General features: G+C 47.1%; 19 protein-coding genes and 1 riboswitch. Of the genes, 10 read left to right on the top strand and 9 right to left on the bottom strand.

All coding sequences use genetic code 11. From position 1 onward, the window contains the following. The first annotated feature begins 269 nt into the window (after positions 1–269). The 4 genes from JT719_RS16925 (at position 270) to JT719_RS25560 (ending at position 6,478) form a co-directional block, all read left to right on the top strand. Complete coding sequence (locus JT719_RS16925; RefSeq protein ID WP_207434658.1) at positions 270–1,595, top strand: phospholipase D-like domain-containing protein; 1,326 nt, start codon at positions 270–272, stop codon at positions 1,593–1,595. Between the two features lie 896 nt (positions 1,596–2,491). Then, positions 2,492–3,301: a M10 family metallopeptidase domain-containing protein gene (locus JT719_RS16920; RefSeq protein WP_207434656.1), complete on the top strand. Its 810-nt coding sequence runs from the start codon at positions 2,492–2,494 to the stop codon at positions 3,299–3,301. A gap of 34 nt (positions 3,302–3,335) precedes the next feature. After that, positions 3,336–4,808, top strand: a complete 1,473-nt coding sequence (locus tag JT719_RS16915) for a hypothetical protein (RefSeq protein ID WP_207434651.1) — start codon at positions 3,336–3,338, stop codon at positions 4,806–4,808. Between the two features lie 374 nt (positions 4,809–5,182). Next, a complete protein-coding gene (locus tag JT719_RS25560) occupies positions 5,183–6,478 on the top strand; it encodes an FAD-binding protein (RefSeq protein ID WP_207434650.1) in 1,296 nt (431 codons plus the stop codon). A 175-nt stretch (positions 6,479–6,653) separates the two neighbouring features. Here the strand turns inward: JT719_RS25560 and tenA are convergent, their stop codons facing one another. From tenA to thiM, 4 genes are all read right to left on the bottom strand, one after another. Beyond that, positions 6,654–7,307, bottom strand: a complete 654-nt coding sequence (gene tenA / locus JT719_RS16905) for a thiaminase II (RefSeq protein WP_207434646.1) — start codon at positions 7,305–7,307, stop codon at positions 6,654–6,656. Further along, positions 7,294–8,124 (bottom strand): bifunctional hydroxymethylpyrimidine kinase/phosphomethylpyrimidine kinase, encoded by an 831-nt coding sequence (thiD, locus tag JT719_RS16900; protein ID WP_207434640.1) that lies wholly within the window; start codon positions 8,122–8,124, stop codon positions 7,294–7,296. The genes tenA and thiD overlap by 14 nt, the downstream gene beginning before the upstream one ends. Then, positions 8,121–8,762, bottom strand: a complete 642-nt coding sequence (gene thiE / locus JT719_RS16895) for a thiamine phosphate synthase (protein WP_207434639.1) — start codon at positions 8,760–8,762, stop codon at positions 8,121–8,123. Before thiE ends, thiD begins: the two co-directional genes overlap by 4 nt. Before the next feature lie 377 nt (positions 8,763–9,139). Then, positions 9,140–9,970 (bottom strand): hydroxyethylthiazole kinase, encoded by an 831-nt coding sequence (gene thiM, locus JT719_RS16890; protein ID WP_207434638.1) that lies wholly within the window; start codon positions 9,968–9,970, stop codon positions 9,140–9,142. 79 nt (positions 9,971–10,049) lie between these two features. Continuing rightward, positions 10,050–10,145, bottom strand: a riboswitch (TPP riboswitch). Positions 10,146–10,352: 207 nt separating this feature from the next. Between thiM and JT719_RS16885 the strand changes: the two genes are divergently transcribed. Beyond that, positions 10,353–10,751: an NUDIX hydrolase gene (locus tag JT719_RS16885; RefSeq protein ID WP_207434637.1), complete on the top strand. Its 399-nt coding sequence runs from the start codon at positions 10,353–10,355 to the stop codon at positions 10,749–10,751. An 86-nt stretch (positions 10,752–10,837) separates the two neighbouring features. On the opposite strand, the gene JT719_RS16880 is transcribed toward JT719_RS16885, so the two are convergent. Together JT719_RS16880 and JT719_RS16875 are read right to left on the bottom strand one after the other, a co-directional pair. Then, positions 10,838–12,142 (bottom strand): DEAD/DEAH box helicase, encoded by a 1,305-nt coding sequence (locus tag JT719_RS16880; protein ID WP_207434636.1) that lies wholly within the window; start codon positions 12,140–12,142, stop codon positions 10,838–10,840. Beyond that, positions 12,139–12,486: a hypothetical protein gene (locus JT719_RS16875; protein WP_207434630.1), complete on the bottom strand. Its 348-nt coding sequence runs from the start codon at positions 12,484–12,486 to the stop codon at positions 12,139–12,141. The genes JT719_RS16880 and JT719_RS16875 overlap by 4 nt, the downstream gene beginning before the upstream one ends. A gap of 63 nt (positions 12,487–12,549) precedes the next feature. On the opposite strand from JT719_RS16875, the gene JT719_RS16870 reads away from it, so the two are divergent. The 5 genes from JT719_RS16870 (at position 12,550) to JT719_RS16850 (ending at position 16,929) form a co-directional block, all read left to right on the top strand. Further along, positions 12,550–13,011 carry a hypothetical protein gene (locus tag JT719_RS16870; RefSeq protein WP_207434628.1) on the top strand — a complete coding sequence of 154 codons (462 nt, stop codon included), beginning with the start codon at positions 12,550–12,552 and terminating at the stop codon, positions 13,009–13,011. After that, complete coding sequence (locus JT719_RS16865; protein WP_207434626.1) at positions 13,001–14,089, top strand: toxic anion resistance protein; 1,089 nt, start codon at positions 13,001–13,003, stop codon at positions 14,087–14,089. The genes JT719_RS16870 and JT719_RS16865 overlap by 11 nt, the downstream gene beginning before the upstream one ends. Beyond that, positions 14,089–14,265, top strand: coding sequence for a hypothetical protein (locus JT719_RS16860; protein ID WP_207434624.1), 177 nt, complete (start codon positions 14,089–14,091; stop codon positions 14,263–14,265). The genes JT719_RS16865 and JT719_RS16860 overlap by 1 nt, the downstream gene beginning before the upstream one ends. Further along, complete coding sequence (locus JT719_RS16855) at positions 14,262–15,092, top strand: hypothetical protein (RefSeq protein WP_207434623.1); 831 nt, start codon at positions 14,262–14,264, stop codon at positions 15,090–15,092. Before JT719_RS16860 ends, JT719_RS16855 begins: the two co-directional genes overlap by 4 nt. 361 nt (positions 15,093–15,453) lie before the next feature. Beyond that, a complete protein-coding gene (locus tag JT719_RS16850) occupies positions 15,454–16,929 on the top strand; it encodes a sensor histidine kinase (protein WP_207434622.1) in 1,476 nt (491 codons plus the stop codon). A gap of 114 nt (positions 16,930–17,043) precedes the next feature. Here JT719_RS16850 and JT719_RS16845 read toward each other — a convergent pair whose 3' ends face one another. The 3 genes from JT719_RS16845 to JT719_RS16835 all read right to left on the bottom strand — a co-directional run bounded on the left by JT719_RS16845 (position 17,044) and on the right by JT719_RS16835 (position 24,055). Then, entirely contained in the window at positions 17,044–18,090 is a 1,047-nt protein-coding gene (locus tag JT719_RS16845) for a COX15/CtaA family protein (protein ID WP_207434621.1), read from the bottom strand. Positions 18,091–18,364: 274 nt separating this feature from the next. After that, entirely contained in the window at positions 18,365–22,447 is a 4,083-nt protein-coding gene (locus JT719_RS16840; RefSeq protein WP_207434620.1) for a chemotaxis protein CheB, read from the bottom strand. A gap of 51 nt (positions 22,448–22,498) precedes the next feature. Further along, on the bottom strand, positions 22,499–24,055 hold the full coding sequence (locus JT719_RS16835; RefSeq protein WP_207434619.1) for a GAF domain-containing protein: 1,557 nt from the start codon (positions 24,053–24,055) through the stop codon (positions 22,499–22,501). Positions 24,056–24,369: the final 314 nt, after the last annotated feature.

The raw sequence follows: 24,369 nt of genomic DNA, 5'->3' as shown, positions 1-24,369 counted from the left end.
AAAAAAACTATCACATATTTCTTTGTGATTTTGATAATAAATCTACTCTACTCGGCGCACGTGAATATGAAAACTGTTCTTCAAACGCAAAAAAGTGGATTAAAATTGCACAAACAGATGTAACGAAACTTATGAAAGATGGAACTTTGTATTGTCAGACATGCCTTCCCGAACCAAATTGTTATTAATTACAACGCACTGCCGTCTATAAATAATTCATTTTGGCAGAATGAAACCCAAGCTTAATTAAATCCATAAATATTAATATTATGCCTATTGTTGTCTCTCCTCCTTTCCGGGCAGCAGATGTTCAAAACAGTAGTTTTGCTCAGAATCAGCCCTGCGCTATTAGAACGCCTCCAAAGTTAAACAATATACCTACTTTTCATATAAAAGATACATTCATAGCGTATGCATCACCCGACTCTACTTATGCGGTTACTTGTCGCTTGATTAATGGAGCGAAAATGCAAATTATAATTGGTATTTATGACTTCAGTGCTGATCATATTAAACAATTGCTTATTTCCGCAAGAAACCGTGGAGTAGAGGTACTTATAATGCTTGATTTTCGCAAAGGGGAGAAGGATGAGGCAAGGATTTATCAAGAACTTCAAACATTTGGGTGCAAGATTGAACAAGCACCTTCGTGTGGAAATAGCTCTTCTAAGTATTTTCACGCTTGCCACGAAAAAATTATAGTAATTGACGGAGAATGGACTCTAATTCAGAGTGGTAACTATTCAGTTAATAGCATTCCTCAAAACAATGAGGAAAATCCTGGAAACTTCATCACAGGAAATCGTGATATGGGAGTAGCAGTTAGATCTCCCCAATTAGCTGATTTCTTTCTAAATTTAATTAAAAATGATTTAAAACTTACATCTCCTAGTACCAACTTTATTGAATCTGAATTTTCAAAAGAATTTGAAACTCCATATTTTGTTGAACTAGCTCCACAACAATTGCCCTTGAAATTATTTCAAAGTAAAGAACTGGACCCGAAGGTGAAAGTAACAGTACGACCAATTCTTACTCCTGATAATTATATGGATGAAATTCCGATGATTCTTTCTAAAGCCAAAAAATCAATATATATCGAAAATCAGTACATACGTGGTCAACAACCTGAGGTATCAAAGTTGCTTGCAGCAATAAAAAAGGCAAAGGATATTAATCCTGACTTAAATGTGAGAATAGTACTAGGTAAAATTTTCGGAAGAGATGATTACGATAAAGAGCTAGAAAATATAGAATATATAAAGAGTTCATTTAATTTAATTCTTGATGAAAACATAAGATATATAGATACTACTCAATTTGTACATTGTCATAATAAATTAATTATCATAGATGAAGAATCTGTCCTGATAAGTTCTCAAAATTGGTCAGACACTGGTGTTTCCTCTAATAGAGAGGCTGGCTTATACATCGTATATGAGGATTTGGCAAAATATTATTTATCAATTTTTGAATTAGATTGGTCAACAGCCCAACGAACTATCCCTGAGCCTATTTATAATGCAATTAGCTTAGAAGATTTAGCCAGTGGTAGGTTCGTTAAAGTAGCAGCTGCTGACCATATTGAAGTTTAAAATGTATTATTGTAAAATTTTAATCTGCAAACCACTTGTCGTAATATCATTAGAAAATTTCCCCCTGTAAAGTAGAAGGAACTACGTGCGATCCAAATTCTATTATTAATTATCTATTTAAAAAGCCTTTTAAGAGGAAATGAGGGATATGCAATAAATGGATTAAGACCAGCAGGGGGGTACTAAAGACAAAAGTTGGGTTAAAACACTTTATTCACCTGATAACTGGAAAATCGAGGAAAGTTGCGATTAACTCCTTCATTACAATCAATTTTTCTTAAACTATCAGCAGGAGAGCAACTAATTTTTACAATTGTGCCATAAGAAACATGTAAATACAAGTTTGAAACAGTTGGATTCAGATACTGTAATGGTTCTGTTTGAAGAGGAACATACAGGGTTACTGTATCCGATAGGAGATGATGACTTGTTGAAGATGAGTATTTAGTTTTGTGATTCAATTAATACAAAGCACAAATACATATAAAAAAATAGAATGTATTATAATAATAGACCGCAAGAAACGGGTGTATTGATGCTATGAATTAATTTAAAATGGAGTTTACCTAGAATGTGAATCTATTTAGGATTGATAAAACTTTATAACCTAATTGAATCGGCTCTCTAGTTTTATGCGTTTATGTCTCATTTCGTGTTTTTAGTAAAGCTGTATGCCTTTTTCCATGAATTAGATGACTTGCAACTGCCAGTGTTCCCGATGACATTATTGATTGGTTGAATGAAAATATTAGAGCGCCTGAGCCCGGAGCCGAAGGGAAACCAGGTTTGATGGCTTCAATTCCAAGCCAATTACTATAATGGAATAAGATTACAAAGCCAAAGGAATATTTATAATCTAATGTTTTGTCTCTGTTTTAATAACATTATAAAATACGATGGCTCATTTAAAAAGATTAGCAACACAGATTCTTGCAGACAGAGGTTATTTGAATGTTACAAACGACATTTTATTGAAGAACAGTGATGTTGAGGAGATGGCTGAAGAACTCTTACATATCTATAGGCAGATTCAAGGTAAAAATCATTTATCCCTTAATAAAATTATAGATGATATTTTATACAGACCTAAATGTGGGAATTTAACTTTTTCTGGAAGTAACTTGTCGTTATTTACAAACAATCTTTTAAGAGCTGGCGGTTTTTCTGGTTATAAATTTGAGTCTTTATTATTGGGAAATCCACCTATAATAAGGTATGCTTTCAAAAATTATCATCCTAATATAAATAAATTTGAAATTGAAAGTGCTATAAGTTTCGCATTTGAGGAGTGGCAAGAGTATATACCAATTGATTTTATAAAAGTTAATAATGTTGATAATGCAATAATAAAAATAAGTTGGGAGCCTAGAAGTCATAGTTGCGTTTGGGATTTTGACGGTAGAAGGTTAGGTAAAGGAAATGTTGTAGCGCATGCAGGCTATCCAAATACTGCATCTAGAGTATTTGGGCAAATTCATTTTGATATGGATGAAGTTTGGTCTGTAAATCCAAGGAATGATTTAGAGATTGATCTGCAAACTGTTGCTCTTCATGAAATAGGGCATGTGCTTGGTTTGGAACACAGTACTATTGAGGATAATGTCATGTATGAGGATTATGTTGGTGTTAATAGGCGCCTCCACAATGATGATATACAAATTATACAGAGTGTTTATGGTTCTAGGTTTCGCAATCACTTTGTGTAAAAAAACTCTTTATTTACTATTATTAATCAAGATTATGAAAAAAGATATAAACAGCATCCTGAAAAAAATATTATTCCTCTTTTATTTATTGTTTTTTGTTAACTTATTCGTTAAAGCCCAAGAAGTTGATGATTTTATAAATTCTATAGAGGTTCAAAAGTATTTACTCTTACAAGAAGGAAAGGACGCTACTGGGAAGCCTACTCTTTTTTATATAGTTGACGAAAGTAATGCTTCTTACCCTCTTAGTGACACTACATATTTTACCTTTACTGGAGGTAAATCTAATTCGAAAGATATTATTATTTATATAATACCAATGAATCCATTGCAACGTGCAATTTCGCTTGCTGTCAGTGATTCTGATGATCCATCAATAAAACAATTTACGAATGCATTAATTAATATAAGAACTTTGTTAGAGCCTTTTGCAGCTGGAGCACCTATGGGTGCAAATTCAGCCTTGGAGTGTAAAGGGTTAACTAAATTGTCAGCAAAAATAGACGAAATAAATAGATTAAAAGATGCTGTTACAAATAGAACCTTCGTTGAGTTATTTAATTCAATGAAAAATGCCCCATTTGGTAATAAAGATAATGCAAGTGCATCAATAGAAAGAGCTAGTAAAGAACTACAAAATATAAAGCAAAATAATGATTTAGTAGCTGGCTTAGTATCTGAAACACAAAATATTATTAAAGATGATCTGACTTGCCCTATTCAAAGTGTTGGACTAGCTCTAAAAGTGGCTTTATCAGATTATTTACAAAGTATTACATTGATAACAGAGGAGAGAAAACTAAAGTTAGCTACACTCCAAGAAGCTTTTGATTTAATTAATACAGAGTACAATAAATTGAATGAAAGTGCGGAGACTCAAAAGTTTGATAAATACCCATGGTCATATAAATACGTTTATACTTTGGATAAAGGCAAGATTAAGAATATTACTGCTATTGTAAGTGATGCGGGTTATTTAGTTTCCGCTGACGCGAAAGCATTAACTTCCAGTAGTAAAGAATTGGCGAAGCATGTTATTAGGGTTTGGTTTAAAAATCCAAAAGTTTTTCTAAGTGTTACACCTGGTTTAGCTTTTACGCAACTAACCTTCCCAAAATACGGAACTTCGACTGATCCTAATGGTCAGCTTTATATCACAGAAGAAAGTTCCGCAGAAGTTTTCAAAGTTAACTTCGCAGCTATGATGAATATACATTTCAATGTTGGGGATGATACATTTTTTCCTATATTACAATTTGGTGGCGGCCCAATAGCGGAGCGTCCTGCTCTCTTTACCGGTGGTGGATTTGTTTTAAGGAACTTTTCTGCTAATTATAAGAATGCTTACTTCGGTCTATCCTACGGAAATGTATTTTTATGGAATCAGGAACTCATGACCAAGAGACCAGGTGATTTAATTTCTGAAGTTGACGACCTTAATGATGATTTGGAGTGGCGTCTAATAAAGGGTTTTAACCCTTATTTAGCTATCTCATTTAAATTTTAATTGATATATTAATAATCTAAGATTTTAAAATATCTTGTTTAATTGGTTTTAACATCTTATAAAAATTTATATAAGATGATAGTTTAATGGAAATTTTATCTATATGTTATTTAATAGAATGTGTTATAGTTTTATTGGTGTTATATGTTATTGTTAATGATAATTTGTTAATTATGATTATGGAAAACCATGATTGTTTAATAAAAAAAATTATCATTAATATTTAGGCTATGTATTAAATAGGAATTTATTTTATTATTATTTATATTGATTACTTTGCCAGCAGATTATGGTAAAAGAGTTTTTTCAATATCCATAATAATGCAATAGGTATAGTTTTCTACAAGATATTGTTAACTAAAGAAAAAATTTGAGTGTCCTATTACTTTACTAATGACCTTAAAAATTGGGCTGGTAATTTATTTTATTCCCCGAAGAAGGTTTATTTTCCTAAAACCATTGAAGAGCTACAGATTATAATAGGATTTAAATCAAGATTTAGGTCCTTAGGCTCCCGGCACTCCTTCAATCCGATAGCAGATAGCAATGAATGTTTGATTTCACTTCAACATCTGAATAAGGTAGTTTCTCTAAATATTTTGAATCATACCATTACTGTGGAAGCAGGAATGCGTTATGGAGAAATATCAATAATTATACATGATAGCGGGTATGCAGTTCCCAACATGGCTTCCTTGCCCCACATCACGGTTATAGGGGCTTGTGCTACAGCTACCCACGGCTCTGGAATTCAGAATGGTAACCTAGCTACTTCCATTTCAGCTATTGAATTTGTAAATGCTGCAGGTGAATTGGTGACTATGTCCCGGCAGAAGGATGGTGAACTGTTCAACGGAGCGGTTGTGTCTCTCGGTGGCTTGGGCGTAGTGACCAAAATCACCCTTGATCTGGTGCCTTCTTTCAAGATGACACAAGTAGTGTACCGCAACTTACCCATGAGAGCGCTGCAAGACCATTTTGTGGAGATCATGTCAAAAGGGTACAGCGTGAGTTTGTTTACTCATTGGGAAAACCAAAACATCAACCAGGTTTGGGTAAAGAGCAAAGTGGAGGAGGGAGTATCTACCGTTATTGAACCTGAGTTGTTTGGGGCAAAACTCGCTACCCAGAAGCTGCACCCTATAGAAGACCAATCGCCGGAGAACACCACTGATCAACTGGGGGAAGTAGGAGAGTGGTACGAACGTTTGCCGCACTTCAAAATGGGGTTCAAGCCTAGTGCTGGGGCGGAGTTGCAGAGCGAATATTTTGTGGCCATTGAGTATGCCTATGAAGCCATGATGGCGATAGAGTCCCTGCACGAGAAAATCACACCGCATCTTTTTGTTTCTGAGATCAGGACCATTAAGGCAGATGAGTTGTGGCTGAGTCCGCAGTACAAGCAGACCACGGTGGCGTTTCACTTTACCTGGAAACAGGATGAAGAGGTGGTGATGCAACTGCTGCCACTCATAGAGGAAAAGCTGGCCCCATTCAAACCCCGCCCGCACTGGGGAAAATTGTTTACCATGGCGCCCGAGGTGATACAGGCGCAGTATGAGAAGATGGAGGATTTCAGGCAGTTGTTGCGCCAGCATGATCCGGAAGGGAAGTTCCGGAATGAGTTTATGGACAAGTATATTTTCTCTAATGAAGAGAAATCTGCCTAATCCTCCTTCGCTAAAAGCAATATCATTCAAGGGTGTTGATAAAGCTAAGATTTCTGTTTAGGAGGTAATTTTCCAATATCAGCCCCTAAACAGAATGTTTTAGCGAAAGAAAAATTAAGGCATTTATGGCTGTTTTACAGAAAACAGGCCGAAAACAACCCAATTTAATTTTGCCTCACACCGGCCATTGTTCCAGTCGCCAGGCGCTGTCCCAGAACATCCATTCCAGGCGGGAGGCGGTCAGGTAGGCTTCGGTCATGGCTTGCTGTTGGGCGGGGGAGCAGGTCTGGGCTATTTCGTCGCAGAGGCGGATGGCCCGGGAGACAATGTTCCCGAACTCCTCGCCGGCATAGGTATTGATCCAGTCCTGGTACGGGTGATGGGTAGGACGGTCCTGCGCGTAAATGTAATCGCCTACCTCTTTGTAAATCCAGAAACAGGGGAGCACCGCGGCCATGGCTACTTCCAGTGGAGCTACCGCGGCCTGACTGAGCAGGTAGTGCGTGTAGTGTTGGCAGGTAGGGGAGATGGGTTCGTTCTGGTCAATGTTGAGCTTCTGGAAATAGTCCGCGTGCAGCGCCTGTTCTACCACAAAGGCACCTTCCGCGAAACGCATGAACTCTAAGGCATGTTCGCTGTTCTGGGCTCGGGCCGCAATGAGCGACAAGGCCCGTCCGAAGCCCGCCAGATACAGGGAGTCCTGGGCGATGTAGAAAGTAAACTTCTCCGGTGCCAGCGTGCCGTGAATGAGTTCCTGGATGAACGGCATCTTCGTGATTTGCTCATAGACGCCGCTTCCTGCCTGCCAGGCTAGTTTACTCCAACTCATGTTTCTGTAAAGGTTGAGGGTTAAAAAAATGATTTAAAGGACCATGACCTTCGCCGGTTTTCACATCCTTGCCCTGGTCAATGGCCTGGTACACGTAATGGCGGCCCTGCTGCACGGCCTCGCCCTGAGGTAAGCCCAACGCGCGGTACGCCGCAATGGCCGAGGAGAGGGTGCACCCGGTGCCGTGGGTGTTATAGCTCTGGATGGCAGCGGATTCAAACACCTTAAGTTTCCCGTTCTGTGGAAGGTAAACATCAAACAACCTGGGACCCTGCAGGTGGCCACCTTTCAGCAAAACTGCTTTACAACCGGTTTCCAGAATTTTTTGCGCGGCTGTTTTCATCTCCTCCACGTTTCGAATGAGATTGCCTGCAAGAATGCTAGCTTCATCTAAGTTGGGGGTTACCACCTCTGCCAGGGGGAAAAGCTGCTGTTGCAGCAAACCGATGGTCTCGTCCTGGATGAGCTTATCGCCGCTGGTAGCTACCATCACCGGATCCACCACCACCGGCACCTGGTACTGCTTCAGTTGGTGGGCAATGGCCAGCACCAGCTCGGGGCTGTGCACCATGCCAATTTTCACCGCCGCGGGTTTGATGTCCTCCATCACTGCTTTAATCTGCTCTTGTACAATGTGTGCCGGTACGCTGTGGATGCCCGTCACGCCAAGGGTATTTTGAACCGTAATGGCCGTAATAGCCGAGGTGCCGAAGCAGCCCAGCGCAGAAAAAGTTTTCAGGTCGGCCTGGATGCCGGCTCCGCCCCCGCTGTCTGAGCCGGCAATGGTAAGCACCGCCGGATAGGTATATTGTTTCATAAAGCTTTTTCTATTTGGTTTCTGATTGCCTCGGCGGCCCGGGCCGGATCTGGATCGGAGAGAATGGCAGACACTACAGCCAGGCAATCGGCACCGGCTTTGATTAGATCAGCGGCATTTCCGGCATTCACCCGACCAATGGCCACCAAGGGCTTCCCGGTCATGGACCTGATTCGCTGGATGCCGTCCAGGCCCCACTCGGTAATGGTATCAGTTTTGGTGGGCGTGGAGAAGATGGGGCTTAAGGCCAGGTAATCAGCTAACTGGGCATGGGTACTATGGAGCAGCACCTCTGCCTCCAGTGAATAGCCCAGAATGCCGCAGTTGGGCCACACCGCCCTGATCTGCTGGGGCGCCAGGTCGCTGTTGCCCACGTGAATGCCTGCTACTTCGCTTTCCATAGCTACGCCCAGGTGGTCGTTCACGATCAAGGGTACGCCGTACCGGTCCAGCAGTTCCTTTAGCCGAAGCGTTTTCTCCAGGAAGGCAGGCACCGGCAGGTGCTTCTCTCTGATCTGCACCAAATCCACTCCGCCCTTTACCGCCGCCTCCACCACCTGCAGAAAGTCGCGGCCCAAACAGGCCTGCTCATCGGTGACCAGGTACAGGCGGTGAGGAAAGGTTGTGTTCTTGTTCATGTGGTTATAGGTATAAAGTCAGTGTTGATAGTGGGTTGTAAAGCCCTCTGTTCTTTAAAATTTGAAAGACACATTTTCCCTTTGGTGGAGGTAGGGGGATGATGTCCTATCCGGTTGTGGGGGCGAAAGCTTCTTACTCAAAGCCTACCTCCTTTATCTCGCTCGCCTCTGGCGAGTGTGGGTTACAGGCGGCGTCTCGCCGCGTTGGGATGTAAATGAAGCAGTGAGGACGCGGCCAGAGGCCGCAAGATGACGCACACTCGCCAGAGGCGAGCGAGGGACTTTGTAACGGCCATGCCTTTCAGAGGAAACATTCTGATGCCTTATAATGGTGAAGCAAAACTTCAGCGTCGCTTTTCTTAAATAAAGAACAGTGCCTAGATCAGAGCTTTATCTTTCTTGCCCTCGGGAAGACTCTCTCTAAGTTTGAGTCTGCTGTTAAATTCCTGCTCGGTGAGTTGGTGTAAGGCATCCAGGAAGTGCAATTGCAGGGTGCCTGGACCAGCAGCTCGTTCAGCGGCTATTTCGCCGGCTACGCCCATGAGCGCCATGGCGGCAGCCGTGGCGGTGAAAGGATCATCCGGAAGCACGGCGCAGCAAGCCCCGGTAAGGGCACTAGCGGTGCAACCCATTCCGGTGACCTTGGCCATGAGCGGATGTCCGTTGGAAAGGGTGTGGGATTTGTCCGGGGACACCACAATGTCGGTGGCGCCGGAAATGCAGAGAACGGCACCAGTGGAGGCGCTTAGGTGAAGAGCAGCTTCCTGCGCTTCCTGGCTTTGGTGGGTGCTGTCTACGCCTTTGGTCTGGGAAGCGGTTTTGGCCAGAGCCATGATCTCTGAGGCATTGCCCCGGATCACGGTGGGCTTGTAGGTGAGCAGTTCTTCCAGCACCTGGTTTCGGTACGGCGTGGCTCCGGCCCCCACTGGGTCTAAGATCCAGGGCTTGTGGAGGATGTGGGCTTGTTGGGCTGCCAGGCGCATGCTTTCTACCCAGTACTCATCCAGCGTACCAATGTTTACCACCAAGGCGCCAGCAATTGAAACCATGTCTTTGACTTCGGGGTGGGCGTGGGCCATCACCGGCGAGGCACCCGCTGCCAGCAAGGCATTGGCGGTGTTGTTCATGACCACGTAATTGGTGATGTTGTGTACCAGCGGCGATTGGGCTCTAACGGCCGATACAATGTTCCAGAGTTGCTCCTGCATGGGTTCTTGTTTAAAAGTTCAAGATGGGCTCAGGAGCCTCCGGGATGGAGGATTGAATTGAAAAGAAGGAAGAACAAGCTAGTTCTTCCATGCTTTTTCCTACGCCAGTATGACCTGGATCAGGTTCAAAGGGTACAATCTCAGCTCCGCAATTGGAACGCCCCTAAAGCCAGCGCCAAGATAGAAGGTTTACATTTCAGATGACAGCTTTTTCTGAAAATTGTGGAGCTAGCCTGAATTGGTTTGGGGCTGATTTTGTAAAAACAAGCTGCAATCTGAGCCAGGACAAGCAAGGTGTTTTTGCGTTGATTTCATTTGTTTTTTGTGGGAAGAAAGATAACTTGTTAGAGCATATTCAACCCTTGCTTTATCCATCACAACCATGAAGATAATTGATAAGCTTGCTTGGATTCAGCTCAAAGACGGCCAGATTCTGAGCACCCGCACTAAAGGCCGCTCCAAGTTTTACATCCCCGGCGGGAAACGGGAGGCCACGGAAAATGACTTTGCCGCGCTGTCCAGAGAGATTAAAGAAGAATTAAGCGTGGACCTGGTGGAGGATACCGTCAATTACTTCGGGACGTTCCAGGCCCAGGCCGATAACCATCCCGAGGGGATTGAAGTGAAGATGACCTGCTACACCGGCTCCTATAAAGGAACCATTCAGGCGGCCAACGAGATAGAAGAAGTTGCCTGGCTGAGCTACGCCGATAAGGAAAAGGTGTCGCCGGTGGATAAGATCATCTTTGACTGGCTCAAGCAGGAGCAACTGTTGAATTAAGTATACTTCCTGAAGTAAAAACGAACCCATCCGTTTTAAGCCTGTTTTCTATGTAACAGGCTTAAAACGGATGGGTTCGTTTTTACTTACATAGCCCGTTCTACTTTCACCTTTTTGCCTTTCAGTTTTTCCTGCCGAAGCAGTTGCATCGCTTTCTCCAGTTTCTTTTTAGCAACGGCCACATAGGCAGCGTTGTCCTGCAGTTCAATCCGGCCCAGCTCAGGTTTTTCCAGACCGCCTTTCTGCAGCATCCAGCCTACAATGTCTACTTTGTTTACCTTGTCTTTTTTGCCGGCGCTAATGTAGATGGTTTCCCATGGGGAGGGGGTAGGCAATGTTGCCTTTGTCGGCATGGTTTCTACCGGCGGCACCTGGGGCAGGTAAGAAGGCTTTTCGCCGGGCTGTAGCAGCAGGTAGCTGGTGCCTTTGGCATTCATGCGGGCGGTACGGCCGTTGCGGTGCGTGAAGTTGTCTTCATCGGGTACCTGGAAATGGATGACAAACTCCACTTCGGGGATGTCCAGGCCGCGGGCCGCCAGATCGGTACTCACCAGGGTGCGGTAGGTGCCGTTTCTGAACTTCATGAGCGTTCGTTCGCGGTCGGGTTGTTCCAGTCCGCCGTGGAAGATGCCGTGGGGCAGGTTTTTGCTGCGCAGGAAATCACTCACGGCTTCTACCGTTTCGCGCTGGTTGCAGAACACAATGCTGGATGCCGTGCCCACCTTGCACAAGACGCCCAGCAGGGCCTGCATCTTGTTTCCTTTCTGTACCTCCACGGCCTTCACCTGTAGGTCAGGCGTATTGCTGGCCTCTTTCAGGAAATTAACCGTAACCGGGTTCTTCAGCCTGGTAAACGCCGGCACCTCCGCCATGTTGGTCGCCGATACCAGCAGCCGTTTGGTCAGGTTTTTCAGTTGCCCAATGATAGAAGCCATGTCATCCTGAAAACCGTATTCCAGCGACTTGTCAAACTCATCCAGCACCAAGGCCTGGATATGGGTAGTAGAAAAATTCTCCTCCCGTAAGTGGTAGGCAATGCGCCCCGGGGTACCGATCATCAGCGCCGGTGGGTTGGCCAGGCTGCGTTTTTCTGGGTTGGTAGCATGGCCGCCGTAGAAGCAGTCTACCTTAAATCCCGTGGCCATGCTCCTGAAAACCTGCTCTATCTGCATAGCCAGTTCACGGGAAGGAGCCAGGATCAAGGCCTGAACTTCCTTTACCTCGGGCTTGAGCAAAGGCAGAATGGAAAGCAGGTACGCCAGCGTTTTCCCAGATCCGGTGGGGGAAAGCAGAATGACATCGCTCTTCTGCGCGGCCTCAAGCGTGGCTTCCTGCATTTCGTTCAGTTGCGGAATGTTGAGCGTCTGCAGGATTTTGGAGTGTTGGTTCATACAATAGACTTGATAGTGCGAAGGTACGCCGATGAATCTGAAAGGGAGAAGGTTATTTCTGTTTCTGGAAAATAAGGAGTTTGAAGCCGGGCAGAATGCAGGTGAAACCCGTCATACTTCCCTTGCAGTTCCTGTCGGGCTGCCTCCTTTTTCAGTCTTGTTTTCTCAAAAGACAGATAAACCATTGATGCATCATCAGGAGGCACTATAAAAAGTACAGACCACCCTGTTATATTTTGTGTTGCCGTACGACTAATGGAAAAAACAGTAGCAAGAGAAATCCCGGTGGCATTTGAGGCTGGCATTGAAAAAAGGGATGAACTTGCCTGGGTAGCAATGGGCATTGCCGGCAAGTATGCGTATAGAATCTGCTAGTTTCTACGTTTTAGCAAAAACAGATTTTAAAAATGGGAGCAATCATATTTGCGTGCATACTGGCTGCCTTTCTGGGGTATATTTACGGCAACCGGATAAGGCCAAACCGAAAACTGAAAAGAGCCTTGGCCGAGGTGAAACAGAAATGCCAGGCAGTGCTGGAGGAGGGGAGAAAAGGCGTTTACAAAACCCTGGTCACCCAAGAGCAGAAGTCCTCTGAACTGGTGGTGGAGATAAAGGAGCTGGCCATTACCCAGGCCGGGCAAGTGAAGGTGCAGTACCTGAATGCCTATTACAAGAACCCGGCGTTCCGGACCCGCAAAGGCGAGGCCTTGCTGCAGGAAGTACAGGGACTTTTAGGCGATTACCTGCCCCAACATGAGATTGAGTGGTATGACGAGAAAGACCGCCATGAAACTATTAAATCGTTTGTACAAGCAATAGATACCATTTATTACCCCCACCAAGTAAGACAACTGCACCATGGAAAATAACGAGATTGTATTGTCAGAGAACAAAGAGCTGATTCAGCAGAAAGCCCTGGAGATTTCTAAAACCCTGGACCCGGCCAAGCCCGAAAGCCTTAGCTCCTTTGGCGTGGAAACCCAGAAGAAACTGGGCTACTACTCCAATGAACTGCTGGCTAAGGTGAAAGCCAAGGACTCAGGGGAGGCGGGGGCGGCCATCAATGAACTACTGGCTCAGATCAACATGATCAAGGTAGACGAGACCGAGAAACCCGGTTTCTTTTCCCGGCTGCCGTTTGTGGGCAAGATCAAGGATAAGACCAAACAGCTGGCCAGTCAGTACAACTCTGTTTCTGAGAACGTAGACGATGTGGTGGTAAAGCTGGAGAAAACCCGCCAGAGCGTGATGAAAGACTCTACCGGGCTAGAAGTGATGTTCAAGCAGGTGGTGGAGTACATCCATGAGGTGCGCGCCTTGATTGCCGCGGGCAAGATGAAGATTGAGGAAATTGAGATGCAGGAAATTCCCAAGCTTCAGGCCGAGGTGGAAAGCAGCGGTCAGGATGAACTGGTGGTGCAGCGTTTAGCTGATATGGTAGCGTTCAAAGAGCGCCTGGAGAAAAAAGTGCATGATTTCACGCTGTCGCATACCATTGCCACGCAGTCTATGCCGCAGATCCGCATGATCCAGACCACCAATGATGTGCTGGCCCAGAAAATCCAGAACTCCATTGTGACCGTTATTCCGGTGTGGCGCCAGCAGGTAGCCATTGCCTTAGGATTGGAGAAACAGCGCAAAGCCCTGGAGATCCAGAAAAAGGTAACCGATACCACCAACGAGATGCTCCTGAAAAACTCCCAGTTGCTGAAAACCAACGTAGTAACGGCGGCCAAGGAGAATGAGCGTGGTATTGTAGACGTAGAAACCCTTAAGAAGGTAAACAAAGACATGGTGGAGACCTTGGATGCCGTGATCAAAATCTCAGAGGAAGGAAGCCGTAAACGGGCCGAAGCCGTAAAAGAGCTGGCCCAGGTGCAGGAAGAATTAAACTCTAAGATCTTGGGCGCTTTGGGTACCAAGTCTAAGAAGATTGAAATTCAGTGATGATACATACTCAGTCTACCGATAAAACCTTGAACGGCGTCCTGACCCAAGAGCAGGACGCCCTCCTGGACCTGTACCTCCAGAACCTGGACAATTTCCTTGAGAACCAAAAGGCCGCTGAAAGAATCCAGGTGGAAATCGAAACGATGCATCTAAAAAAAATACTTTCTGAATGATGGATTTTGTGCGCACTCTGTTTGGGATGAATAATGAGGCCAGCAAAAGAGAAGTGGTGGGTAGCCCGGTTGAGTTTGGGCTGCAGGACGTAGGGTTTATCCAGGACTCTAACCGCCGCCTTACCTTGCTGCAGGACCTCAGTACCCGTTACCAGGGCACGCCGCATGAACCCAAAATGAAAACCGTTTACGAGAAAACCGAGAACATCCACAGTTACCTGGTTTCCCGCAAAAAGGTGCACGAGCTGGAAATGTTCCACCTCCAGAACACCGATCATTTCATTACCACCTTCACGGCCATTCTGGATGTGCACCAGAAGTTCCATGACCTGACGCACGCTTCCAACGGTACGGCCAGGAAACTGGAAGATTCCCTGCAGGAGAGCAAGGCTGCTGCCCTCAAGCGCCTGGAGAAAGCCGCCAACCTGCCGGAGCTGGTAAAGCCGGTGCAGACCTCGGTGCAGTTCTACCATGACCGGGGCGCCAAGGCCACGGTTCCCCGGTTGTATGTGCCGGAAATCTCCATCAATACCGTAGAGAAGGTTTCTTATTACACCCATGACAAATCTGACCAATTAGTGGCCAGGGAGGTTGGGTTCACTTCTTCAAAAATAGAGAAAGAGGCTTTTCAGGAGCATATCTGCGTACGTATGGGCCTCAAAGATGTGTCTTACATAGGCAACGCCCTGTTAACCATCCCCAATAACAACGGCATCACGCCCACCGGGGTGGTACCAGTCATCCATTGGGAAGGTTGTCTGTACGCCATTAACCTAAATGATTACCGGCTGTTTCCAGTCCGGATTTTTAGAGCTGGCATCAAATAAGAGGCTATTGAATCTCTCTTTAGGCTACGGATTAGAAGAGCCCGTTAGGTACAGTTCAGGTCCAGTTTCACCGGCAAGTCAATAGCGACTTCTTATCATTACCCTGTAAGCTCCATTTTACTAACAAAGCTTATTTGAACATCTCCAATTCCTGTTTTACCCTCCTTTTCAGTAAAGGAAGGTGGAAACAGGAATGTTGCTATATTGCCTGTTGTCTTCCTTTTGTGCCAATCAGTAACAATTTAGCGCTACTAGAGCGTAGGAATTGTATAAATTGGCTGCTAACTTGCACTTATGTTCTACTTCTACTCTATAGAAGGGGTGATTCTGTGAAAGAAGTGAGCGGTGGAACGGGAGTCTAATGAACATCAAACGATTTTTAGGGAAGCATCTGCTGCTTTCCAGGGCAGATAAATCAATTCTGGAAAACGAGGTTAGGCATACTAATCTTCAGCGCATTCTGGTTCTGAGTTTTTTGATTTTACCTGTCTCTGCTGCGCACGTTCTCCTGTTCAAAGCCCAACTGAACGAAGGAACCCCCACTGAGTACCGCTGGAAAATGGGTATCATCTACGCCCATTCTACTTTCTTCCTCCTGGTATTGGTTATTGCGGGGCTTACCTATTATCTAAAAAAGAAAGACCTATCTAAAACAAAATTGGCGAAGGCAATTATAGGAACGGTGTTTCTTTTGATGCCTTGTTTTGGGGCCGCACTCACGGCCATAGATCAGTTGGTGAATGCGTCCATCAATGCGTTCCTGATCACGTGCATTGCCCCGGCTCTGATTTTGCAGATCAGGCCCATGGTCGCGCTGGTGCTTTACCTGGTTTCTTACGGGGCCTTTTTTGTGAGCCTGGGGTATTACCAACCCGATGATGCGCTTTTGCTAACCATGCGCGTGAACGGGATTTCGGCCACGGGGATTGGCATTGGCTTGGCTTGGGTGCTCTGGCGGACCAACATGATGAACTACCGGCAAAGCAGGCAAATACTGGCTCAACAAACGGCGCTGGAGAAAAACAATGCGCAACTGCAGCTTTCCACCCAGCACCTAGCCGATGCCAACTCTGCCAAAGATAAACTCTTCGCCATTGTCTCGCATGATTTGCGGGGGCCGCTTCAATCCACTTTGCAGCTTTCCAAGATGATGGTGGACAACACCGCCGGCGATTCTGAGGAAAGCCGTCAACGTCTGTCGCTGCTGCAGTACAAGAGCCTGCAGAATACCTCCCGTTTGCTGGAGAACCTTTTGCTGTGGGCCAGAAGCCAGACAAACCAGATCCCGTTCAAACCAGCGGTCCTGGATGTACACCAAACCGTGAAAGAAACCTTGGGCTACCTGCAATCCATGGCCTCGGGCAAAAATATCTCCTTGCAGAATCAGGTCAAGCCCCAGGTGTTGGCGTTTGCGGACAAGGAAATGGTGGGCACCATTTTCAGGAACCTGATTTCCAACGCCATCAAGTTCACCCGACTGGGAGGGCAGATTGACATCCTAGTAGAGAGTACCGGGCCCTCAGAAGAGGGTGTTCCTTCTATCCTGGTGAAGGTGCAGGACAATGGGGTAGGTATCGCCGAAAAATCGCTTGCTTACCTGTTTGACATCAGTAAGAAAACGACTTCGTTGGGCACCCAGAACGAAGCAGGCTCAGGACTAGGACTGATTCTCTGCAAAGAGTTTGTGGAGAAGAATGGAGGCACGCTTGGCGTGGAAAGCGAAAAGGGGAAGGGTACCTGCATTTCCTTCACCCTGCCCCTGGCAAGCAAAGAGCAACTGCACGCACTGGAAAAGGCGAACAACCAGAATTTACTGAAGGGAATGTCTTCTAATTAGGCGCTCACCATACAGTTTCCTCTAAAAACGTCTGGAAAAAAGAAAGTCCTTTTTGCACCTCTTTTTCTAAAATAAGGCGCAAACCGGGCTTTTGCCTAGTATGTACCAATGCTCTTAAGTACGGTTCTGGCTACCCACTCTGGAATAGGTTAGCTGGTGTACCGCCAAAAGAGTGCCTGAAAACAGCACCACCGCTACTACCTGATGAAGTACCCCCAAGGCAACCGGAACCTGTAACAGCAGCGTGGCAATGCCTACACCAGCTTGAGACAGGCCTACCAAGAAAATAAATCGCGCTATCCTTTGGGTCTGTTCTGAGGCATTGGCCTGACGGCTGAGCCGCCAGAAGCGGAAAAGTAAAACCAATACCAAAAAGGCCACCCAGCGGTGAATGAACTGCATCAGGGAGCCATTTTCCATGAAATTGCTCCAGATAAGAATTTCCGGCAGTACAGAAGGATAGACCTCTCCGTTCATAAGCGGGAAAGTGTTGTAATAGAATCCGGCCTTTAACCCAGCCACAAAGGCGCCCAGAACTATCTGCACCAGAACTGCCGCCAATAACCAGCGGGAAAAACGTACCAGTTTCTTTTCAGTGGAGGCTGGCTTTTTGCCTGAATTTCGCAGATCGGCTACGGTCCACAGGATGGTGCCAATCAACGCCAGGGCCAGGCAAAAGTGCGCCGCCAACCGGTAGTGGCTCACGTGCGGATTCTCTACCAGGCCGCTCTTCACCATAAACCAACCCATCGCCCCTTGAGCCAACCCCAAAAACAGGATGAACAAAAGACGCTTCAGGAGCCCGCCAGAAACTCGCTTTTTAAGGACGAAGTAGAGAAAAGGGATGATAAACACCAACCCGATCAACCTGCCAAGGAGCCGATGCAGGTATTCCCACCAAAAGATTTGTTTGAAACCGGCTAAGGTCATGCTGAAGTTCACCTTCTGGAATTCGGGGAACTGCTGGTACTTGGCAAAAGCAGTTTGCCAGGCAGCTTGGGTGAGAGGTGGAAGCGTTCCGGAAATTACGTTCCACTCCACTATGGAAAGGCCGGAGCCCGTGAGGCGGGTGATGCCCCCAATGATGACCATGGCCAGTATCAGGAATGCGCCGGTAAGAAGCCAGTACGTGATGGCTTTGGAAGGAGGTACGGTATTCATGCGAGCAGAGAAATAAGGCAAATCTCCTGATTGCCGCGTTGCTCAGCAGTGACAACTATATTTCAAGGAACTGATTTAAATCAGTGTCTGAGAACTGCCTCTGTAAAAAGGACAGCTTTTATCTGGATCAAATCTCAGGTTTAGGGCTGTTTAGGGAAATCAAGCATAAAACTATACCGCTTGATTTACATGTATAAAGGCTGTGGGTTGTTTTTAAGCAGCTTTCTGAAAAACAGCCCAAAATCAACCCACAGCCTAATTCTAAATGAATTAATTACTTCCGGAAGAAAACCTTAAAAGTGGTTCCTTCGCCTAAATGGCTTTCTACTTCAATCTTACCGCCGGCATTGTTAATGATTTTCTTCACCATATACAGCCCAATGCCCGATCCTTCCACGTGGTCATGGAAACGCTGGAACATAGAGAAAAGGTGGTCTTTCTGCTCGGGGCCTAACCCCAGGCCATTGTCTTGTACCTGCAGCACCACAAATTCGTCCTCCGTGGTGCAGGACAAAGACACTTTAGGCTCACGGTCTGGGGCGCGGTATTTGAACGCATTGGACACCAGGTTGTAGACAATGCTGCGCAGGTTCTTTTCTGAGAAAGAGATAACGGGGCAATTGGCTACGTCAATGTCTAGCTGGGCATTGGTTTCCTTCATGAGGGGCTCCAGATCCAGCACCACATCTTGTACCAGGTGGGCCAAATCTATGGAGGCCACATCCTGGCTGCTGTGGTCATTTTGCAGCTTTGTGATCTCGGTGAGATTCCCGATGGTTTTCTTGAAGCGCTCCACGGCGCCCTGCATCATGCGCATGATCTGCTGCACATCTACCAGCTCAAACTCATCCTGCGGAAGTTCCACCTGCAACTCACGCAACAGGGCCTCAATGTTGTGGATGGGCGCTTTCAGGTCATGCGAGGCGGTGTAGACAAAATTATCCAGGTCATCAATCACGCGCAGCAGGTGGGCGTTGGTTTCCTTCAGCTTCAGTTGGGTGTCTTTCAGGTCTGAAAGGTCAATGAAGGAGCCCAGCACGCGGTGCGGAATCTGGTACTCATTGTGCAGGATGTACGCCCGGTTGTAGACATCAGCAAACGTGCCATCGGCCCGGGCCAGCTTAAATTCCTCCACCCATTGGTCTTGCCCAGCGTTAATGGCCTCGTTGATGCCCCTGATAATGCGGTGTTTGTCTTCTGGGTGAATTTTGTTGAACCAGGCGTTAATCCCTTTGTCCATTTCTTTGGGTTCATACCCCAGAATGGGCTGCAAAGTATCGCTCCACCACAGTTCATTGGTGATCAGGTTCCAGTCCCAGACTACGTCATTCGTCGCTTTGGACACCAGGTTAAAGCGTTCCTGGCTTTCCAGAAGTTCTTTGGTGCGGTCTTTCACCCGGTGTTCCAGCTGCCCGTTGAGCTTGATGAGGTCTTCCTCCGCTTTCTTGAGGTCTTCGTAGGCCAACAGGATTTTTTCCTCGCTGTTTTTCTTCTCGGTGATGTCGGCCATGGTGAGGGTGAGGCCATCACCCATTTTAGCGGCGGCAATCTCGTACCAGGCGCGTTTACCGTTCACTTCCAGGTTCTGTTCAATGTGCAGCGGCTGGCCGGTTTCCACTACCTGCTTGAACTTGTTGAACAGGCTGGTCCTTTTCAGGAACACCATGTCTGGCTGAATGCTCTGGTGCAGCAACTGCTCCTGGGGTTTGCCTATCAGTCTCTCAGCGGGCTTGTTCAGCAACGTCCACCGGAAATCCGTGATCTGCTGTTCCTCATCTCGGATAGCCCTGAACGCCATGATGCTGTTAAGCGAGCTGTTGAGCACGCCCTGCACCACGTTGCTGAGGGTTTTAAGGGTAGTCACCTCCACAAAGCTGAGCACCACGCCGTCTTTGTTGCCGTCGTGTTTCAGGTACGGGATAATGCGCATGAGAAAGAACTTACCGTCATGGGTTTCCACTTCCTGCTCTACCTCGGCGGAGGTGTTGTTCACCTTCTGGATGTCTTCCATCCACCGCGAGTACCGGAGGTTGTGCGAGAGGTGATGGATGGGGCGGCCCAGGTCTATGTCAATGATGTTGATGAGGTCTTTGACGGCGGGCGTAAACTTACGGATGGCCAGGTGATGGTCCAGGAACAGCTGCCCGATGTTGGAGCTCCGGATGTAGTTGTCCAGGTCCTCGTTCAGCTCCAGCAGTTCCTTTATCTTGAGCTGGTGCTCAGAATTAACCGTGTGCAGTTCCTCGTTCAAAGACTGCATCTCCTCATTGGAGCTCTGCAGTTCTTCGTTGGAAGACATGAGTTCCTCGTTGGTAGACTGCAGTTCCTCATTGGAGGTGCTCAGGTCCTGCACCGTTAAATGCAGGCTTTCGCGGGCTTCTTTCAGTTCAGCCTCCAACACCGAGAGCTGGTGGAAATACTCGGTATCGTCTTCAGAGACCAGGGCGGGCTCCAACGCTTTTAAAGACGGACTCAGTTTGCCCACTTCCTGCAGCATCACCAGAATCACCTTGGGCAGATCCTTCTCCACCGAGATAGGCTTTACCGTGAGGTTCACCAACTGGTCTTTGGTACCCAGCCGAATGACCACCTGCCTAGACAGGGTTTTGGGGTTTTTGAGCACTTTTCTGATATCTACGCTCAAAGTAACCGCCAACTCTTTGGGCACCATTTTGATGAGATTCAGTTGCAGTTGTTTCTCGGGCAGTTTCAGGAACCGGTTGAAGTCGCCAATGCCGTGCAGCAGTTGGTAGTTGTCATCAATGTAGAGGCCGGTCATCTTAAAATCCTCGGCTATTGCCTCCAGAAACATTTCATTGTACCGCAGTGCCTGGGCGTTGCGGTAGGAGTGAAGCCCGTCTGCTGCGTACGTGGGTGTCTGCTGAGTGATGCCGTAGGTCTGCTGAATGCCCTTGCTTTCCTTCACTTTCTGGAAGATTTTCCACTTGCGGTTCTTCTCAGAGAAGTAAGATTTCAGTTCGCCAATGTGCTCACTGGGGCCCAGAAACAGGTAACCGTGCAGCTTCAGGGCATACGGGAACACCCCCAGTACCTTTTTCTGCAAATCAGGGTTCAGGTAGATGAGCATGTTCCGGCAGGTGATCAGGTCAATGCGGCTGAAAGGCGGATCTTTCTGCAGATCATGCTGGGCAAAAATCACCAGCTTGCGGATGTCTTCCTTTATGGTGTACCGGTTGTTCTTGAAATGGAAGAACTGCTGCAAATGCGTTTCTGACACGTCTTTGGAAATGGAGGCCGGAAACACGCCCTTAGACGCCTGCCTGATGGCGCGCTGGTCAATGTCTGTGCCAAAAAGCTTGATGTTTGGTTTTCGGCCCATTCGCTGAAAACACTCCTGAAACAGAATGGCAATGGAATACACTTCCTCGCCGGTGCTGCAGGCGGTCACCCATACTTTAATGGTCTCTTCCTCGGGCACATGGGCAATGATCTGCGGAATGATATCGGTTTCCAGCGCCTCAAAGGCTTCGGGGTCCCGGAAGAAACGGGTTACGCCTATCAGGAACTCCTGGCAAAGCTGTTTAAGCTCGGCGGGGTTCTCATGGATGTAGGTCAGGTAATCGGGTAGGGTGAACACCTTCAGCAAATCCATCCGCTTTCTGATGCGGCGATAAATGGTGGGCTGCTTGTAGTTCTTGAAATTAGTTTGGGTGTGCAGACAGATCAGGTCCAGAATTTCCTGCAACACTTTATCATCTACGTCTTCGTTCCGGTCTAAAACAGTTTTCACCAGCGGAATCTGGCGAGTATATTCCATGATTTCATGTGGCATACGTTCTGGGGGAAAAACATAATCTACAAATCCGGTTTCAATTGCACTACGGGGCATCCCGTCAAACCTGGCCGTGAACGGGTCCTGCACCATGACCATGCCGCCCGCCGATTTAATCATTTTAACACCCTTGGTGCCGTCTGTACCGGTACCAGACAGAATAATGCCAATGGCGTACCGGCCCAGGTCTTTGGCCAGGGATTCAAAAAAGAGGTCAATGGCAAAGTTGGGTTCACGGTTCCTGATCTGGTCCGTCAACCTTAACCTGCCGTTCCTGATGGTGAGTTGTTTGCCGCTGGGCAGCACGTACACGCAGTTGGGGCGGGTAACCATGTTGTCCTCGGCCTCCTGCACCCGCATCTGGGTGTGCTTGGAAAGCAGCTCGGCCATGAGACTTTTATGGTCTGGCGAGAGGTGCTGAATGATGACAAACGAGAAGCTGGAGTTGCTGGGGAAATGGTCAAACAGCTTATGGATGGCTTCCAGCCCACCGGCAGATGCTCCAATGCCCACAAGGTAATGGTCGGTTTTGGGGAGCATGTCTGGTGGGGGTGCAAGTGCCATAAGCAAATATCTGAAAGAACTATGTTTTAGTAAAACGAGGAGAAAAACGCCTTAGTACCTTTCTTTGATGATCTTCTCCAGCACGGAGCTTCTAAGCGTTTCGGCGGCTTCCAGTTCTTCCGGCAGCCAGGGAACGGAGGTGTGCTTCACAATTTCCTGGTAAGTGGCGAAGGAATTGCGCGGGTGGTAGGTTTTACCATCGGCCTCCATCTGGATGGCCTGGTTAGGATTACCGCCCCAGCTAATGGTTTGCAGCACCTCTGGCCGGAAGCCCAGAATGTACTCTCCCTGCTCAGGGTTAATAGGCAAGGCAATCACCCCACTGCCAATTTCTTTGTAATCGCGCGCGCGCACGTACTGGCTGGGCAGGGTATCTGAGGCAAAGGATCTTTCAGTACCGTTCCGGCGCAACCAGTAAATCAGTTCTTTCATGTCCTGGGTGGGAGGTACCTCACCCAGGGTCCAGACTCCGCCCTCAAACAACACCGCCGCCCCTGAAAGGTTTAGCAGGTGCTGAATACCGGCTGTTTCGTTTAAAAGTCCCTCCGCAAAGTTAGCCGAGGTATACAACTGCTCCAGCAACCGGGCATGGATGCCGCGTAACTGGGCGGTTAGTTCAATATGTTTCTCCCGCTCTTTAGCCGCCAGCTGCGCCGATACAATCCCCGACAGCAGTTCCATGGCCGATCTGAGCTCATAGCTGGGGTTTTTGGCTTCTTTGTGGTGGCAGGAGATAAGCCCCCATAGCTTGTTGTCTATGATAAGCGGCAAAGACATGGAGGCGGTCACCTGCAGGTTGGCCAGGTACTCTAAGTGCACCGGAGCCACGCTGCGCAAATTACATTCAGAAAGATCGGTGAACCGTTGGGTAAGCGGATTGATGATTGGGTTCAGTCGTACGGGGGTATAAGACCGGGTAGGAATTAACCGGTACGGATTGCTGAAATACAGATCCCTGGATTGCTTGGGCACGTCTGAGGCCGGAAAGCGGAGGTCCATGTAATCTTCCATGTCCTCTTCCTTGGCCTGGGCTATTACAATTCCGTTCCACTGCGGATCAAACTGATAGGCCAATACCCGGTCAAAGCCAGATAGTTGTTTTAACTCCTCCACGGTAATCTGGGCAAGTTCTCTGGTGTTATTCGCCTGTTTTAGCCGGGAGGTAATGTATTTGACTTGTTGATAGAGTTCCAGAAATGAGTTGGCCTGCGCCGCGTTCTGGTTGTCTTCCAGCTCAATCAAGACATATTCCTCTTTGGGGTGCACCAGGGCCGTAAAGGTTTTCTCCGCTTCCTGCCCCAGAATAGTGACACTGAACGGGATTTTCGCCTGGTTGTCCTGGTGCTGTACTTTCTTTTGTAACTGTTCCAGCTGAGCTGCCGGCAGAAACTGGGCGATAGGTTGGTTCAGAAGCCTCTCCAGCGGAAGGCCCAAAAGTTGCTCCACGTTCTCACTTGCCTGTACAATGCGCAGCGCCGGGTACGCCAGGGTAAGCAGGGCACCGTGTGGCTGAATCAGGTTGACCAGGTGCAGCGGAATGCTGCCGCAGAACTCTGAATCATAGTTTTTCTCTGGCGTAATCTCAATGGGAGCTTGTTTTGTTTCCATGGTTCAGCGTTCAATTAAGGCAAATGCAGTAAAAACAGACAGGTGCCACAAAGCCATCCCCGCCTAACTCACATAGCCAAACTGACGGTACTTCTATCCTTAAGAACAAGACTGCCAGAGCAACTATACCTGCGCCAAATGTACGACAGTATGGTAAACTTCAAAAATTAAGGATTTACTCTCTGTTCACTGAAGCTGGTACGGTGAGGTGTCTTCCCCTCAACTCTGGCGTGAGTAAACCAGCCCATTGCCTCTGGTCATTAGCAAGCTCAAGATTAATCGTAAAGCAGTAGGTGGCAAGGGAGTTCAGGAAT

This window comes from Sabulibacter ruber (genome assembly GCF_017355955.1).
Classification (GTDB): Bacteria; Bacteroidota; Bacteroidia; order Cytophagales; family Hymenobacteraceae; genus Nibribacter; species Nibribacter ruber_A.
The sequence above is the reverse complement of the archived record's forward strand: the minus strand, read 5'-3'. Positions and strand labels throughout refer to the sequence as shown.